17 protein-coding genes are annotated in these 16,210 nt (G+C 65.7%); 10 read left to right on the top strand and 7 right to left on the bottom strand.

Annotated features, from left to right (window positions below; genetic code table 11):
* Positions 1 to 110: 110 nt before the first annotated feature.
* Positions 111 to 2,876: a DNA polymerase I gene (polA, locus tag ABWP22_RS15320; protein ID WP_353200857.1), complete on the bottom strand. Its 2,766-nt coding sequence runs from the start codon at positions 2,874 to 2,876 to the stop codon at positions 111 to 113.
* A gap of 79 nt (positions 2,877 to 2,955) precedes the next feature.
* Between polA and leuD the strand changes: the two genes are divergently transcribed.
* From leuD to ABWP22_RS15275, 9 genes are all read left to right on the top strand, one after another.
* Positions 2,956 to 3,549 (top strand): 3-isopropylmalate dehydratase small subunit, encoded by a 594-nt coding sequence (gene leuD, locus ABWP22_RS15315; protein ID WP_353200856.1) that lies wholly within the window; start codon positions 2,956 to 2,958, stop codon positions 3,547 to 3,549.
* A gap of 123 nt (positions 3,550 to 3,672) precedes the next feature.
* Positions 3,673 to 3,975 carry a UrcA family protein gene (locus ABWP22_RS15310; protein WP_353200855.1) on the top strand — a complete coding sequence of 101 codons (303 nt, stop codon included), beginning with the start codon at positions 3,673 to 3,675 and terminating at the stop codon, positions 3,973 to 3,975.
* A gap of 86 nt (positions 3,976 to 4,061) precedes the next feature.
* A complete protein-coding gene (gene leuB, locus ABWP22_RS15305) occupies positions 4,062 to 5,126 on the top strand; it encodes a 3-isopropylmalate dehydrogenase (RefSeq protein ID WP_353200854.1) in 1,065 nt (354 codons plus the stop codon).
* 11 nt (positions 5,127 to 5,137) lie between these two features.
* Complete coding sequence (locus ABWP22_RS15300; RefSeq protein WP_353200853.1) at positions 5,138 to 5,767, top strand: DUF502 domain-containing protein; 630 nt, start codon at positions 5,138 to 5,140, stop codon at positions 5,765 to 5,767.
* Positions 5,764 to 7,023 (top strand): dicarboxylate/amino acid:cation symporter, encoded by a 1,260-nt coding sequence (locus ABWP22_RS15295; RefSeq protein WP_353200852.1) that lies wholly within the window; start codon positions 5,764 to 5,766, stop codon positions 7,021 to 7,023. The genes ABWP22_RS15300 and ABWP22_RS15295 overlap by 4 nt, the downstream gene beginning before the upstream one ends.
* A gap of 30 nt (positions 7,024 to 7,053) precedes the next feature.
* Positions 7,054 to 8,094 (top strand): aspartate-semialdehyde dehydrogenase, encoded by a 1,041-nt coding sequence (locus ABWP22_RS15290; RefSeq protein WP_353200851.1) that lies wholly within the window; start codon positions 7,054 to 7,056, stop codon positions 8,092 to 8,094.
* 253 nt (positions 8,095 to 8,347) lie between these two features.
* The gene (locus ABWP22_RS15285; RefSeq protein WP_353200850.1) at positions 8,348 to 8,968 is read left to right on the top strand and encodes an outer membrane protein; all 621 of its coding nucleotides are present in this window, start codon (positions 8,348 to 8,350) and stop codon (positions 8,966 to 8,968) included.
* A 42-nt stretch (positions 8,969 to 9,010) separates the two neighbouring features.
* Entirely contained in the window at positions 9,011 to 9,274 is a 264-nt protein-coding gene (locus ABWP22_RS15280) for a FitA-like ribbon-helix-helix domain-containing protein (RefSeq protein ID WP_353200849.1), read from the top strand.
* Positions 9,271 to 9,666: a type II toxin-antitoxin system VapC family toxin gene (locus tag ABWP22_RS15275; protein WP_353200848.1), complete on the top strand. Its 396-nt coding sequence runs from the start codon at positions 9,271 to 9,273 to the stop codon at positions 9,664 to 9,666. The genes ABWP22_RS15280 and ABWP22_RS15275 overlap by 4 nt, the downstream gene beginning before the upstream one ends.
* Positions 9,667 to 9,671: 5 nt before the next feature.
* Here the strand turns inward: ABWP22_RS15275 and ABWP22_RS15270 are convergent, their stop codons facing one another.
* Together ABWP22_RS15270 and ABWP22_RS15265 are read right to left on the bottom strand one after the other, a co-directional pair.
* A complete protein-coding gene (locus tag ABWP22_RS15270) occupies positions 9,672 to 10,307 on the bottom strand; it encodes a 3-oxoacid CoA-transferase subunit B (protein WP_353200847.1) in 636 nt (211 codons plus the stop codon).
* Complete coding sequence (locus tag ABWP22_RS15265; RefSeq protein WP_353200846.1) at positions 10,304 to 11,014, bottom strand: CoA transferase subunit A; 711 nt, start codon at positions 11,012 to 11,014, stop codon at positions 10,304 to 10,306. Before ABWP22_RS15265 ends, ABWP22_RS15270 begins: the two co-directional genes overlap by 4 nt.
* A 256-nt stretch (positions 11,015 to 11,270) precedes the next feature.
* Here ABWP22_RS15265 and ABWP22_RS15260 point away from each other — a divergent pair, with 256 nt between their 5' ends.
* Positions 11,271 to 12,650: a pyridoxal phosphate-dependent decarboxylase family protein gene (locus ABWP22_RS15260; RefSeq protein ID WP_353200845.1), complete on the top strand. Its 1,380-nt coding sequence runs from the start codon at positions 11,271 to 11,273 to the stop codon at positions 12,648 to 12,650.
* Positions 12,651 to 12,752: 102 nt separating this feature from the next.
* On the opposite strand, the gene ABWP22_RS15255 is transcribed toward ABWP22_RS15260, so the two are convergent.
* The 4 genes from ABWP22_RS15255 to ABWP22_RS15240 all read right to left on the bottom strand — a co-directional run bounded on the left by ABWP22_RS15255 (position 12,753) and on the right by ABWP22_RS15240 (position 16,106).
* Positions 12,753 to 13,082: a hypothetical protein gene (locus ABWP22_RS15255; protein ID WP_353200844.1), complete on the bottom strand. Its 330-nt coding sequence runs from the start codon at positions 13,080 to 13,082 to the stop codon at positions 12,753 to 12,755.
* A gap of 50 nt (positions 13,083 to 13,132) precedes the next feature.
* A complete protein-coding gene (locus ABWP22_RS15250; RefSeq protein WP_353200843.1) occupies positions 13,133 to 14,641 on the bottom strand; it encodes a class I adenylate-forming enzyme family protein in 1,509 nt (502 codons plus the stop codon).
* Positions 14,642 to 14,754: 113 nt separating this feature from the next.
* Positions 14,755 to 15,060, bottom strand: coding sequence for a hypothetical protein (locus tag ABWP22_RS15245; protein ID WP_353200842.1), 306 nt, complete (start codon positions 15,058 to 15,060; stop codon positions 14,755 to 14,757).
* A 194-nt stretch (positions 15,061 to 15,254) separates the two neighbouring features.
* Positions 15,255 to 16,106 carry a cold-shock protein gene (locus tag ABWP22_RS15240; protein ID WP_353200841.1) on the bottom strand — a complete coding sequence of 284 codons (852 nt, stop codon included), beginning with the start codon at positions 16,104 to 16,106 and terminating at the stop codon, positions 15,255 to 15,257.
* Between the last annotated feature and the right edge of the window lie 104 nt (positions 16,107 to 16,210).

Here is a 16,210-nt window from a genome sequence, read left to right as displayed (position 1 = left end):
CCCTCCAAAACAGGACAGAAGTGAATCATATCAGCAGAATAATGCAACGATCCCCGCAAGGGGGAGGGAGTTGGCTGCCACATTTCAAGCGGAATGGAGACCCGGCGCGCTCAATGTGCATCCCCCCAGGATGCGCCATGGCCGATCTCCACGCCCAGTGGCACGGACAGGTCAACCAGCGGGCGGTGGGCATTGGCCATCACCGCGCGGATCACCGGCTGCACGGCCTCGACATCGTCTTCCGGCACTTCGAACACCAGTTCATCGTGGACTTGCAGCAGCATCTTCGTGGACGCCAGGCCGGCGGCGGCGAGCGCGGCCGGCATCTGCACCATGGCGCGCTTGATGATGTCGGCGGCGGTGCCCTGGACGCGGGCGTTGACGACGGCGCGTTCGGCGAACTGGCGCTCGCCCTGGTTCTTCGACAGGATCAGCGGTGCGTGGCATTTGCGGCCGAACAAGGTGGTGACGTAGCCGGCCTCCTTCGCAAAGGCGATGGTTTCGGCCATGTAGTTGCGGATGCCGGGGAAGCGGCTGAAATACAGTTCGATATAGCGCGCCGCCTCGCCGCGATCGATGCCGAGCCGGGCGGCGAGGCCAAAGGCGGAAATGCCGTAGATGATCGAGAAATTGATGGTCTTGGCGCGCGCGCGGGTGTCGCGATCGACATGGCCGAACACTTCGCGCGCCGTCAGCGCGTGGACGTCGCCGCCTTCGGCATAGACCGCCTTCAATTCCGGCACGTCAGCGATATGGGCGACCAGCCGCAATTCGATCTGGTTGTAATCCGCCGCCATGATGACATTGCCCGGCGCCGCCACGAACGCGTGGCGGATGCGGCGGCCGAGTTCGGTGCGGATCGGGATATTCTGCAGGTTGGGATCGTTGGAGCTCAATCGCCCGGTGGAGGTGGCGGCGAGGTGGAAATTGGTGTGCACCCGGTCGGTGGTCGGGTTGATCTGTTGTTGCAGCGCATCGGTGTAGGTGGATTTCAGCTTCGAATGCTGCCGCCAGTCGAGCACCTTCTGCGCGATCGGTGCGCCCTCTTCGGCCAGCCGCTCCAGCTCGCTGGCATCGGTGGTCCAGGCGCCGGTCTTGCTGCTCTTCTTGCCGCCGCGGTAGCCGAGCCGGTCGAACAATATCTCGCCAAGCTGCTTCGGGCTGCCGATGGTGAACGGCCCGCCGGCCAGTTCGTGAATCTCGCCCTCCAGCCGGTTGATCTCCACTTCATAGGCGGCGGACAGGCGCACCAATTCGGCGCGGTCGACCTTGATGCCGGCCATTTCCATGGCGGCGATCACCGGCAGCAGCGGGCGATCGACCGTCTCGTGGATGGTCGTCACCTGCTCCTTCCACAGCCGGCGGCGGAAGCCTTGCCACAGGCGGAAGGTGACATCAGCATCTTCGGCGGCATATTCGGTGGCGCGGGCGAGATCGACTTCGGCAAAGCTTTTCAAGCCCTTGGCGACGTCCTTGTAAGCGATCGGCGTGTGGCCGAGGTGGCGGGACGACAGATCGTCCATGCCATGGTTCCAGCGCCCGGCATCGAGCGCGTAGCTCAAGAGCATCGTATCGTCATAGGGTGCCAGCACCGGCACGCCGTGACGGGCCAACACGATCAGATCATATTTCAGATTCTGGCCGATCTTCAGCACGCCGGGATCGGCAAGCAAGGGATTCAGCCGGGCAATCACTGCTGACAGCGCCAGTTGCGGTGGCCGCTCGCTGAACATGCCGTCGCCGCTGCCGTGAGCGAGGGGGATGTAGCAGGCCTTGCCCGGCGCGGTGCACAGGCTGATGCCGACCAGATCGCAGCGCATCTGATCGGTGCCGGTGGTTTCGGTGTCCACCGCCACTGCGCCCAGGCGGACGCTCTCGGCGATCCACCAATCGAGCCGCTCGAGCGTCGTCACCGTCTCGTAATCGGCGTGGGTGAAGGCGACTTCATCCTCAACCACCACCGCCGTTGATGGCCGGTGCGTGTTGGGGGCCGGGCCGCTCGCTCCGCTGCTGCCCAGTTTGGCCAGCATGGCGCGGAAGCCGTGCTTCTTCAGGAACGCCGCCAACGGTTCGTGCGGCGGCTCCTTGAGGGTGAGTTCGCTCAAGGGGGCTGGCAGCGGCAGATCATCCTTCAGCCGCACCAGTTCCCGGCTCAGCCGCGCCATCTCCACCGAGGCGCCAAGCGTTTCCTTCAGCTTGGGTTTCTTGATCGCGTCGATATTGGCGATCACGCCTTCGACGCTGCCATAGGCGACGATCAGTTCGGCGGCGGTCTTGGGGCCGACGCCCTTCACACCGGGGATATTGTCGGCGGTGTCGCCCATCAGCGCCAGCACCTCCCCCACTTGTTCGGGCGGCACGCCGAATTTGCCCTGCACCTGCGCCGGGCCGATCACCTCGTTCTTCATGGTATCGAGCATCGAAACGCCCGGGCCGACCAACTGCATCAGATCCTTGTCGGAACTGACGATGGTCACATCAAAGCCCGCCGCCCGCGCCGCCACGGCATAGGAGGCGATGATGTCGTCGGCCTCCACGCCCGCCTGTTCGAAACAGGGCACGGAAAAGGCGCGCACCGCATCGCGGATCAGCGGGAATTGCGGGATCAGATCCTCCGGCGCCGGCGGCCGGTTGGCCTTGTAGCCATCATACATGTCGTTGCGGAACGTGTGGCTGCCGGCATCGAGGACGACGGCGAGATGGGTGGGCGCTTCCGCCTTGTTGAGTTCGGCGATCAGCTTCCACAGCATGGCGGTGAAGCCATAGACCGCGCCGACCGGCGTGCCTTCCGGGTCGGTGAGCGGCGGCAGGCGATGGTATGCGCGGAAGATGAAGCTGGAGCCATCGACCAGATAGAGATGCTGTTGAGCGGCCATGCCCCCTTGTAAGCGCGTTGCCGGATGCGCGCAAAGCGCTGCGTTGCACCACTCCGGCGGCTGTGGCATGCGCAGCCCCATGCAGGCTTTCACCACCTTGACCGGCCAGGCCATTCCGTTCGGCGCCGCCAACGTCGATACCGATGTGATCATTCCGGCGCGATTTTTGAAAACGGTCAGCCGCGCCGGGCTGGGCGCCGGGGCCTTCGCCACGGTGCGCGAGCGCGCAGACAATGTGTTCGACAGCAATGCCGGCGCGCCGATCCTGATTGCCGGGGCCAATTTCGGTTGCGGTTCCAGCCGCGAGCATGCACCGTGGGCGCTGGCCGATCTGGGCATCCGCGTGGTGATCAGCCCGGGCTTTGCCGATATCTTTGCCGGCAATGCCTTCAAGAACGGCCTGCTGCTCGTCACGCTGCCGCAAGACGCCATTGATCGGCTGATGGCGGTGGCGGCGGATGGCCAGGCCATCACCGTCGATCTGGAAAACCAGGTGGTGACGACGCCGTTCCAGGATCGGTTCGAATTCGCCATGGACCCGTTCCGCAAGCATTGCCTGACCAATGGCCTCGATGAAATCGGGCTGACGCTGGGCATGGACGCGGCAATAGCCGCGCATGAAGCGCGGGCGGCGACGGAACGGCCTTGGTTGGCCGGCGCTGCCGGACGCTGATCCAGCCTACGTCATTTGACGTAGATTTGCCCGAAAACTTGCGTTACACTGCGACAGCCTGCCGCAGGTGGTGGGCTGTGGTCCCCCCTGCACAGGACAGGGGACGGGCCTTGGAGACCAACCATGCGCATCTTTCTGCTGCTCGCCGTTGCAGCCACTGTTGCGGCCCCGGCCTTTGCCCAGAATGACAACATGACCACGGTGACGGCCCCGCACGGCCGCAGCATCGCCGTCAGCACCAGCGATCTCGATCTGGCCAGCGCCGCCGGCCAGCGCCAGCTCGATCTGCGGCTGTGGCGCGCCGCACGCGATGTGTGCAGCTTCACGCGCTTGCGCGATCTGAGCGAATCGCGGCTGGTGGATCGCTGCCGCAGCGATGCGCTGGCCCGCGTCAACGCCCGGCAGGCCAGCAGCCTGGCCGATTGAGGCCGGGCTGGCCTCTCTGGGCGCCTGCGCCATTTTCCCCACCTGACAGCGTTGGCAGGGGCAGCGATTGTCGGTAAGGGCGGGTCATGACCAAGACCCTGCTCCTGCTTCCCGGTGACGGTATCGGCCCCGAAGTCTCCGCTGTGGCCCGGCGGGTGGCCGGCCGGCTGATCAGCCAGGGCCTGCCCCTGGTTGTCGAGGAAGCGCTGTTCGGCGGTGTCAGCATCGATACGCACGGCGTGCCGCTGACCGACGAAACGTTGCAGCGCGCGCAGGCCGCCGATGCGGTGCTGATGGGTGCCGTGGGCGGGCCGCAATGGGCGAACCAATCCTATGCGACACGGCCCGAAGCGGGCTTGCTGGGCTTGCGGGCCGGCATGCAGGTCTATGCCAATCTGCGCCCGGCGCGCTGTTTTGCGGCGCTCGCCGATGCTTCCAGCCTCAAGCGCGTCTATGTCGAAGGCCTCGACATCCTGTTCGTCCGCGAATTGACCGGCGGCGTCTATTTCGGTGAGCCGCGCGGCGTGGAAACCCTGGCCGATGGCCAGCGCCGCGGCGTGAACACGCACGTTTACACCAGCAACGAAATCCGCCGGGTCGCTCGCGTCGCCTTCGAACTGGCGCGCGGCCGCAAGGGTGAAGTCGTGTCGGCGGAAAAGGCCAATGTGATGGAAGCCGGGCTGTTGTGGCGCGAAGAGGTGCAGGCGCTGCGTGATGCCGAATATCCGGATATCAAGCTGTCGCACATGCTGGCCGACAATATGGCGATGCAGCTGGTGAAGAGCCCGCGCCAGTTCGATGTGATCCTGACCGACAATCTGTTCGGCGATATCCTGTCCGATCAAGCCGCCATGCTCACCGGTTCGCTTGGCATGTTGCCATCCGCCGCCATTGGCGATCCCGGGCGGCCGGGCCTTTATGAACCCATTCATGGCTCGGCGCCCGACATCGCCGGGCGCGGCATCGCCAATCCCTGTGCGGCGGTGCTCAGCTTTGCCATGGCGCTGCGCCACAGCCTGGGCGCGCCCGAACTGGCATTGCGGGTGGAAGCGGCGGTCGAAGCCGCGCTCGACAAGGGCGCGCGCACCCCCGATCTGGGCGGCACCCTGTCCACACTGGCCATGGGTGACGCCATCCTGGCCGGCCTTTGATCCGCCGGCCTTTGATCCAGCGTATTCTTGCACCGTTTGCCACCGGGCTGCTGTTTCTGGCGCCGGTGCTGCTGACCATCATCCTACTCAATTGGCTTTCGGGCTATCTGATCGCCGCGCTGGGGCCGGGCACGCCGCTGGGCCAGGCGCTTGGCGCCGCCGGCATGTTCTTCACGCCATCGCCGTTTGCGGCGTTCTGGGCCGGGCTGGGGCTGGCGGGATTGGTGGTCTGGCTCATCGGCCTGGCAGTGCAGACGCGGTTTCGCCCGCAACTCGAAGGCGGGCTGGACGGGCTGATCTCGCGCATTCCGGGCCTCGGCACGCTGTATCGCCCGCTGGCGCAGTTCGTGCGGCTGATGGGCAATGCACCGGGCGGCGAGATGACCGGCATGTCGGTGGTCTCGGTCAGCTTCGGGCCGAATGTGGAGATCTTGTCGCTGCTCACCTCCCCGCGCGTCCATGATTTCGGCCAGGGGCCGCGCTATCTGATCCTGATCCCCACCGCGCCGGTGCCGGTGGGCGGCGGGCTGTTGTTCGTCGATGTTGCCGATGTGAAACCGGTGCCGACCATGGGCGTCGATGATCTCGCCAAACTCTACGTCACCATGGGCACGTTGACCGGCGCGGAGGCCCTGCAATGAGCTTGACGCTGCGTATTTTCCTGGCGCTGGTCGCTGGCCTGGTGGTGGGCGCGGCACTGCCCGGCGAGATGGGCAAGCCCTTGCTGCCGATCAGCGATGCGGTCGGCAATCTGTGGCTGCAAGCCTTGCAGATGACGATCATCCCGCTGATCGCCGGGCTGTTGTTCACCGGCATCGCGCAATCGGTGGGCCAGGCCGGCGGCGGCCGGGTGGCGGCGCGCGCGCTGCTGGCGTTTCTGGCGCTGCTGGTGTTTTCGGCCGGCTGGTCGATGCTGTTCGTGCCGCTGCTGCTCGATTGGTGGCCGGCGCCGGCCGATGCGGCGGCGGCCCTGATCAGCAACAGTGCCCAAGCTCTTTCTGGCCAAGCCGCGGCGGTGGGCGAGATCAAGGTCGATATCGGCAAATGGCTGCTCAGCCTGGTGCCGGCCAATATCTTCGAGGCGCTGGCCAAGGGCGAGATGCTGCCCGTCGTCACCTTCATCGCGGTGTTCGCGCTCGCCGCCACACGGCTGGATGAAACGCGCCGCGGCCTGCTGGTGAACATGTTCGATGCCATCAAGGATGCCATGCTGGTGCTGGTCGGCTGGATTTTCCTGGTGGCGCCGCTGGGCGTGTTTGCCCTGGCGATCAGCGTCGGCATCAAGGCGGGCCTGGGCGCCTTCGGCCTGCTCGGCCACTATATCGCCGTGCTGGCGTCGGTGCAGATCGGGCTGATCATCCTGGTCTATCCGCTGGCCATGATCTTCGGCCGTGTCGGTCCGCTGGCCTTTGCCCGGGCCGTGCTGCCAGCGCAGGCGGTGGCGGTGTCCACCCAGTCCAGCATCGCCAGCCTGCCGGCGATCTATGATGGCGCGGAACGGCTTGGCCTGCCGGAAGCCACCAGCCGCGTGGTGCTGCCGCTGGCCGTGAGCATCTTCCGCATCACCAGCCCCTGCGCCAACATCGCGGTCGTGCTCTATTGCGGGCATCTTTATGGCATGGAGCACAGCACGCTGGCGTTCGTGGGCGCGCTGCTGGCGTCGCTGGTGGCGGCGGTCTCCACCGGTGGCCTGCCCGGATCGATCACCTTCCTGGCGGCCTGTGTGCCGATTGCCAACGCCATGGGCGTGCCGATCGCCGTGCTGCCCCTGTTGCTGGCGGTGGAACTGGTGCCGGATATCTTCCGCACGCTGGGCAATGTCACCGCCGATCTGGGCGTGACCGCGATTCTGTCCCGCAATCGCACCCAAGCACCATTGGACTTGCGCGGCCGATAGGCTAACAGCCGCAACCCAAGGAGCTTTCTCATGGGTTACAAGATCGTCGTCGTGGGTGCCACCGGCAATGTCGGGCGCGAAATGCTGAACATCCTGGCGGAACGGGAATTCCCGATCGCCGAGATCGCCGCCGTCGCCAGCTCACGCTCGGTTAGTGAAAAGGTCGAGTTTGGCGAGACCGGTCGCGAGATCAAGGTGCAGAATCTCGAGCATTTCGATTTCACCGGCTGGGATATCGCGCTGTTCGCTTGCGGTTCCGGCCCGACGAAAATCTATGCGCCCAAGGCCGCCGCCCAGGGCTGTGTGGTGATCGACAACAGCAGCCTGTTCCGCATGGATCACGACGTGCCGCTGATCGTGCCGGAGGTGAACCCCGAAGCCATCGATGGCTATAAAAAGCGCAACATCATCGCCAACCCCAACTGCTCGACGGCGCAGATGGTGGTGGCGCTGAAGCCGCTGCACGATGCCGCGATCATCAAGCGCGTGGTGGTGAGCACCTATCAATCGGTGTCCGGCGCCGGCAAGGACGGCATGGACGAGCTGTTCACCCAGTCACGCGCCATTTTCGTCGGCGATGATCCGGTGCAGAACAAGTTCACCAAGCGCATCGCCTTCAACGTCATCCCGCACATCGACAGCTTCGTCGGCCCGGAAAGCGGCATGGACGGGTACACGAAGGAAGAGTGGAAGATGACGGTGGAGACCCGCAAGATCCTCGATCCCGATATCGAGGTGACGGCAACCTGCGTGCGGGTGCCGGTGTTCGTCGGCCATAGCGAAGCCATCAATGTCGAGTTTGAAATGCCTTTGAGCGTCGCCAAGGCGCAGAGCCTGTTGCGCGAAGCCCCCGGCATCATGCTCGTCGACAAGCGCGAGGACGGCGGTTACGTCACCCCGATCGAATGTGTCGGCGATTATGCCACCTTCGTCAGCCGCGTGCGCAAGGACCCGACCGTGGAGCATGGCCTGGCGCTGTGGTGCGTGTCCGACAATCTGCGCAAGGGTGCTGCCCTGAATGCCGTGCAGATCGCCGAGCTACTCGGCCGCCGGCATCTGAAGAAGGGCTGAGCCCCGCCACATCGCGTGATCCCGCGCCCCGCAGGCCAACCGGCTTGCGGGGCGCAACTTCATGGATTCAGGGCCGATTTGGCCGCAAGCTGAAGGCCGGATGAACCAATGTGGGCATGTGTATGGCAAAAACAATACACCGCCACCAAATGGCCCCGGTTGGTTCAGCGGGCGGCCAGACTGCGGGGCTCATACGGTCCGGGCACCGGCTTCCCCCATCGCCGGTGCACGAACAACAAGAAGGATCAAATCCATGACCAAGTCATTTTCGCGTATCGCTTTCGCCCTGCTGGCTGGTGCCGCCTTGGCCGCCCCGGCTGTCGCGCAGGATGCCGCCAAGAATTTCAACGGCCCCTTCATCGGTGCGCAGCTCGGCTGGCAGCAGGATCGCCAATCGCTGACCACCAGCACCGTGCCGCCCACCACCACGCGCGCCAGCGGCGATGGCCTTGCCTATGGCGGCCAGGCCGGTTGGGATTTCCAGGTCGGTTCCAGCGCCGTGCTCGGCCTTGAAGCCTCGATCACCGGACGCACCGGCAGCAACCGCTTCCCGACCTTCGATCTGGAAGCCGGGCGCACCATCAACGCCACGGCGCGCGCCGGCTGGCTGATCACCCCGGAAGGCCTGCTCTATGCCCGCGGCGGCTATTCCAACGCGCGCTTCAACATCCGCAATCCGGCAGGCGCTTCCGAAACGCGTGACGGCTATCTGATCGGCGCCGGTTACGAACATATGCTGGCGAAGAATGTCTCGGCGCGGGTCGAGTATAATTATGCCGATTACGGCAACGACAATCTGCCCGGCATCGGCGGCGGCGCCCGCCTGAACTATCACCGCCACGCGGTGATGACCGGCGTGAACGTCCGCTTCTGAGCCCAACTGGCGGGGATGATAGCATCATGCTATCATCCCCGCATGGGCCAGATCATCATCCGCAACCTCGATGACCGCATCATCGAAACATTGAAGCGCCGTGCCGAAGCGGCGGGGCGTTCGATGGAGGCGGAAGCGCGCGAGGCGCTGCGGCGGGCCACACGCCTTACCGGGGAAGAGAAGCTGGCCCTTATCAGTGAAATGCACGCGATCACGGGCCCAATGCTCGAAAGATGCACCGACAAGCGCGAAGCGTGGGAACTGATCCGCGAGGACCGCGATGCTACGAATGACCCGTATCGATGATCATCGATGCCAGTGTCGCCTTCAAGCTCGTTGTGCCCGAGCCGGGCTTTGAAGCAGCTGTTACGCTGGCTGGCTCTACATCGCTGACTGCGCCTGATCTGATTTTTGCCGAATTGGCCAATGCGATATGGCGATTCTCTGGTCGGGAACGGACGTTCAATTGGTCGATCGCTGCGGCCAAGGTTCGAACGCTCATCGACCGTGTCGTTCCGAACGAAGACCTCTTGCCCGATGCCCTGCGCCTCGCAATCGAACTCAGCCACCCGGCTCATGATTGCTTCTACCTCGCCCTCGCCATTGCCGAGGACGACGTGCTGATCACCGCCGATCGCCGCTTCCATGCCGCGTGCGCCGGTTCGCCCCATGCCGCGCGGGTGCGCCTGCTGGGTTAAAGCCATCAGACCTCGAAATGGCCTTCCGTGCGCGCACGCAGCGTCTCCAGATCGATGCCGGGCGCCAATTCCACCAGCCGGAACGGCGCGCCCTTGGCGGGCCGCGCCAGCACGCATAGATCGGACACCACCATGTCCACCACGCCCTTGCCGGTCAGCGGCAGGGTGCAGGCGGTCTTGAACTTCGCGCTGCCATCCTTGGCGTTATGTTCCATCAGCACGATGATCTTCTTGACGCCGGCGACCAGATCCATGGCGCCGCCCATGCCCTTCACCATCTTGCCGGGGATCATCCAGTTGGCGATGTCGCCATTTTCGGCGACTTCCATGGCACCCAGGATCGACAGGTCGATATGGCCGCCGCGGATCATCGCGAAACTGTCGGCGCTGCTGAAATAGCTGCTGCGGCGCAGTTCGGTGATGGTCTGCTTGCCGGCGTTGATCAGATCGGCGTCCACCTCGTCGTCATGCGGGAACGGCCCCATGCCGAGCATGCCATTCTCGCTCTGCAGGGTGATGTCGATGCCCGGCGGAATGTGATTGGCGACCAATGTGGGCATGCCGATGCCCAGGTTCACATAGAAACCGTCCTGCAATTCGCGCGCGGCGCGCGCCGCCTGTTCGTCACGCGTCCACATCATGCTGTCTCCCGCGCGCGCACCGTGCGCTGCTCGATGCGCTTTTCATAATCCGTGCCGACGATCAGCCGCTGCACATAGATGCCCGGCGTGTGGATATGATCGGGATCGAGGCTGCCGGCCTCGACCAGTTCCTCCACCTCCGCCACGGTCACCTTGCCGGCGGTGGCCATCATCGGATTGAAATTGCGTGCGGTTTTTCGGTAGACGAGATTGCCATAGGGGTCGGCCTTCCACGCCTTGACGATGCTGAGGTCGGCGACCAGACCGGTTTCGAGGATGAACGTCTCGCCACCGAACGCCTTGTGCTCCTTGCCCTCGGCCACCAGCGTGCCGACGCCGGTCCTGGTGTAGAAGCCCGGAATGCCCGCCCCGCCAGCCCGGATGCGTTCGGCCAGCGTGCCCTGCGGATTGAATTCCAGTTGCAACTCGCCGGCGAGATATTGCCGCTCGAACTCCTTGTTCTCGCCGACATAGGAGGAAATCATCTTGGCGACCTGGCGGGTGGCGAGCAATTGCCCCAGCCCGAAACCATCGACGCCGGCATTGTTCGAAATGCAGGTCAGGCCCGTGACGCCCGCATCGCGCAGCGCCGCGATCAGCTTTTCGGGCAGGCCGCACAGGCCGAAGCCACCGGACATGATCGACATGCCATCAAAGAGCAGGCCATCCAACGCGGCGGCGGCATCGGGGTAGAGCTTGCTGGCCATGGCCGGCTCCTTCACTTCATGTTGCAGTTGCGAGATAGCCAGAATGTCGCACCGGCGCCAGTGCGTTGATTGCCTGCAAACGCAATTCACAAGGTTACAAAAGTTCCGCTTTTTCGGTTTTCCTGGCATGATTCATGCCATATTCTGCCCTGCCGCCAATCCGCCGCCCGAGCGCCAGCATGCCATGCCTCGCGCCCTGTAGGACAGCGGCCGATTTTCACGCGCAAACCTCCATATCGTCTGATATGGCGCGCCCATGACCGACGCCCTTGATCTTGCCATCGCCCACGGCCGCCGCTTTGTCGCCGAACAGGCCACCCGCAGTGTTGCACCAACCGGTGCCCGTGCCGACATGCTCGCGCCGTTGCCCACGGCCATGCCGGCCACCGGTATCGATCCCGCCGCGGTCATCGATCTCATCGCTCGCGCCGCCGAGCCGGGCCTGATGGGCAATCTGTCCGGCCGCTTCTTTGCCTGGGTGAAGGGCGGCGCGCTGCCCGCCGCGCACGCCGCCGATGTGCTGGCTTGCCTGTGGGATCAGAATGCCGTGCTCGCCGCCACCAGCCCGGCCGGCGCGGTGCTGGAAGAAGTGGCGGCCAGCTTGCTGCTGCAAGCGCTGCATCTGCCGGAAACCTGCGCCTACAGCTTCACCACCGGCTGCCAGATGAGCCACACCAGCGCCCTCGCCGCTGCGCGCCACCAGGTGCTGGCCAAGGTCGGCTGGGATGTGGAGGTGAACGGCCTGTGCGGCGCGCCGGCCATCCGCGTGCTGGCCAATGCGCACCGCCACTCGAGCGTGGACCGCGCACTGCGGCTGCTGGGCATCGGCACCGGTGCCATCGTGCCGCTGGGCGGCGGCGGCCGCGCCAAGGTGGGCGCCGATGATCTGCGCGCCGCGCTGGCTGTTGCGCCCGGCGCACCGACCATCGTCGTGCTCAACGCCGGTGATCTGAATGTCGGTGCCTGCGATGATTTCGCCGCACTGGTGCCAATCGCGCACGCCGCCGGCGCCTGGGTGCATGTCGATGGTGCGTTCGGGTTGTGGCTGAATGCGTCCCCACGCCTTGCGCCGCAGGTGGCCGGCATCGACCTGTGCGATTCTTGGGCGACCGATGGCCACAAATGGCTGAACACGCCTTATGATTGCGGCATGGCCATCACCCGCCACGGCGACGCGCTGAAGGGCGCGATGCGGCAGACGGCAAGCTATCTCACCGAAGGTGGCGATACGCGTGACCCGATGGATTATACGCCGGAATGGTCGCGCCGCATGCGCGCGCTGCCGACGCTGGCGGCGCTGCTGGAACTGGGCCGTGATGGCCTGGCCGATCTGATCGAACGCTGCTGCGACCACGCCCTCGCCCTCCACGATGGCATCGCCGCGCTGGATGGGGCGACCAGCATCGCCCGGCCGACCATCAACCAGGGGATGCTGCGATTCCACGACCGCGCCGGCGCCAACATCACCGACGCCGTGATCGCCGCCATCAATGCCAGCGGCGAAGCCTTTCTGAGCGGCACCACCTGGGAAAGCGAGCGCACCATGCGGATCAGCGTATGCAACTGGCAGACCAATGCGGATGATGTGCGCCGCACGGTGGCGGCGGCACAGGCAGCGTTGGCGGGGCTGCGGTAATATTCCCACTCCCAGCCCCTTCCGCAAGCGGGAGGCGGGCGAGTTGCGCATGAACCAACCGGCGCCCCTCCCGCTTGCGGGAGGGGTTGGGGGTGGGTCGACCTACCGCCGCCGGCCGATGACGCCGCCGATCAAGCCGGTCACCGCCGATCCGGCCGTGCCCACCGCCAGCAGGCTGGCCGGCACATCGCCCAGCACCACCGACACGCCGATGCCGATCACCGCGCACGCCGCGCCGGCCAGCGCGCCACTGCCGGCCGCGCTGCCCAGGCTGGCGCTGCGGCCACGCAGCGCGCCCCAGCCGGCCAATGCCGAAAGGCCCATGCCGCCGATGGCGAACAATTGGGCGACAGCGGGACTATAGTGGCCGGCGACGACCATCGCGATCTGGGCGATGGTGCCGATCAGTGTGGCGCGCAAAGTCTGGTTCATGACTTCATCCCCCCCTAGGCTGAACGGGAATGCTGCGCGCCTTGGGCCGATCAGGCAACCTTGCCGGTGTAACCATCGCGCAGTTCGCGTTTCAACACCTTGCCGATGTGGCTGCGCGGCAGTTCGTCGGTCAGCACCACGGCGGCGAGGCGCTGGGTCTTGCCCAGCTTCGCATTGGCGGCGGTGCGCAGGGCGTCGGCATCGCCATCCGGCGCGACGACGAACGCCACCGGGGTTTCGCCCCACGCGTCTGATGCGATGCCGACCACCGCCGCCTCCACCACGCCCGGCAGCGCCAGCAGCACGGCTTCCAGATCGGACGGGTAGATGTTGAAGCCGCCGGAGATGATCATGTCCTTGGCGCGGTCCATCAGGGTGAGGAAGCCATCCTCATCCAGCCGGCCGATGTCGCCGGTGCGCAGCCATTCCTTGCCGTCGCTGTCGATCCAATAGGCCTTGGCGGTCAGATCCGGGCGGTTGCGATAGCCGTTCATCGTGGCCGGGGAGCGGCCGACAATCTCGCCTGGCGTGCCGGGCGGCACATCATGGCCGTCTTCATCGATGATGCGCACTTCGTGGCCGGGCTGCGGCAGGCCGACGGTGTGCAATTTGTCGGGGTGTTCGTGGGCAACCAGCATGAAGCCGACCCCGCCTTCGGTCATGCCGAAAAACTCGACCAGGCCGCCGGGCATGCGGCGCAGCACGTCCGCCTTCAGATCGGCGGCGAACGGCGCGGAGGTGCAGAATTTCATCTGCAAGGATGACAAATTGGTCGCATCGAAGCCCGGATCGGCGAGCAGCCGGCGATATTGCACCGGCACCAGCATGGCGTGGGTGGTTTGGGTCATCTCGGCGTGCTGCAACCATTTGGCGGTGTCGAACTTGGGCATCAGCACCACGGTGCCGCCCCAGGCCAGGGTGGGAATGAAGCTGACCAGCGTGGTGTTGCTGTACAGCGGGGTCGAGCACAACGTGACGCTGCTGGCCGAATAGCCGAGCCGGCGCGCGCCGGTGATGTGCAGGGACCGCATGGTGCAGCTTTGCACGATGCCCTTGGGGGTGCCGGTGGTGCCGCTGCTGTAGATGATGTTGAAACCGGCCGCCGGATCGAGCGGCGCCAGCGGCGGCAGCACGGCATCGGCATCCAGCCAGGCATCGAGTGCGTCGAGATCGACCAGCGTGCGCCCCGCAAGAACTGCGCCGAATTCGGCACCATTGGCGGCATCGACAAACACCAGTTGCGCGCCGGAATCCGCCACCATGGCGGCGATCTGGTCCGGCGTGGAGCTGGGCGCCAGCGGCGCGATGGTGGCGCGCAGCCGCAGCACCGCGGCCCACAGCACGGCATAATCCACGCACGACGCCGCGATGCTGGCGACACTGTCGCCGGGGCCGACACCGTGCGCAGCCAGCGTGGCGGCAAGCCGCTGTGCGCGCTGCCAATAGGCGGCCCAGTTCAGGCGTGACGCACCGCAGATCACCGCCGGGTGATCGGGAGCGCTGGCGGCGTTGGCAGCCAGGGCGGCGGGAAAATCGAAGATGCTGTCGGGACTGGTCATGGCCGGCAGCTTGCCAGCCGGCCCGTCCAAGTAAACTGCTTTCTTGGACGGGTTGGGGGATCAGCCCGGCGATATTCACGCGGCGCCGTCAGGCGGCGCGGCTTGTGGCGCCGTTACGCGGCGCGCGCCAACGGTGCCGGCGCGTCAGACACCGACGGCACCGGATGGCCAAGTTGCGTCAGGGCGCGTGCGTGGGCGGCATAGTTGGCGCTCAGGCGGGCGAGCTGGTTGGCATCGCCGGTGTGGCGCGCGATGGCATCGGCGAGCAGTTCGGCCCCGGCCGTCAACATCGCGATCTCGCGAAGCTTGCGGCGCTCCAGCTGCGGCGGCACCAGGATCATCGCCCAGGCGACGAGGCCCGACAGGGTGATCAGGGTGAACACGGTCATCAGGATCGGAACGACGTTGTTGGCCAGCATGGCAGGTCTCCGCTCGGTTGCCGGGCGGGATGGCCCGGGCATGTGCGCGGCCCATGGCAGGATTGTGACGCACAGATCATGGTCACCATGGTCGCGGGCGGAACTGCCGCAGTGCGGCATGTTGTTGCATACAAAAGAAAAAGGGCGGCGGCCACATGGCCACCGCCCCTTGTCAATCCGTCAGAACCCGTGGTTCAGAGCGGCTGCAGGTTCACCGCAGCCTGCTTGCCGCGACGGTCTTCTTCCAGTTCGAACGAGACGCGCTGGCCTTCGTTCAGATTGGCGAAGCCGGCACGTTCCACGGCCGAGATGTGCACGAAGGCGTCCGGCGCGCCATCGTCGCGCTGAATGAAGCCGAAGCCCTTGGTGCCGTTGAAGAACTTCACGGTACCATCAACGCGCTGGCCATCGCCCATCGGGGCCGGGCGATCACGCGACGGCGCCGGGCGACGTTCGAAGCCACCTTCACGCGGTTCGCGCGCTTCACGCGGCGGGCCACGATCCGAAACCGGCAGCGGTTCGCCGTCGATCTTCAGTTCGGTGGCCGAAACGCGACCATTGCGTTCCGACAGGGTGAATTCCAGCGGCTGGCCATCGGCCAGGCCGGTCAGGCCAGCGGCTTCCACCGCCGAGATGTGCACGAACACGTCTTCGCCGCCATCTTCACGCACCACAAAGCCGAAGCCCTTTTGCGCGTTGAAGAATTTCACGGTACCGCGCCCAGTGCCGATGATGATGCCCGGCGATTGCTCGCGGCGCGGACCACCGCCGCCGAAACCACCACCGCCGCCGCCGCCGAAACGACCGCCACCGCCGCCGCCGAAGCCGCCGCGATCGCCACCGCCGCCGCCGAAGCCGCCACGATCACCGCCGCCGAAACCACCGCGGCCGCCACCGCCGCCACCGCCGCCACCGCCGAAGCGATCACCGCCGCCGAAGCCGCCGCCACCGAAGCTGCGCCCTGCGTCCTCGAAACTGTCAAAGCCGCCTTCGCGCTTGTCAAATCCACCGCGCCCCGGACCACGTCCGCGTCGATCAAAGCTCATTACCTAATTCCAAATCCGTATTATTGCCTGTTTGCTGGAGCCTGTCGGGCGATGCGGTGAAATTTCCAAAGCAGCCGGCCGATATTGCGCCAACCACGAAGCTA

The sequence above is a fragment of the Sandarakinorhabdus sp. genome, assembly GCF_040398665.1.
Lineage (GTDB): Bacteria > Pseudomonadota > Alphaproteobacteria > Sphingomonadales > Sphingomonadaceae > Sandarakinorhabdus.
The sequence above is the reverse complement of the archived record's forward strand: the minus strand, read 5'-3'. Positions and strand labels throughout refer to the sequence as shown.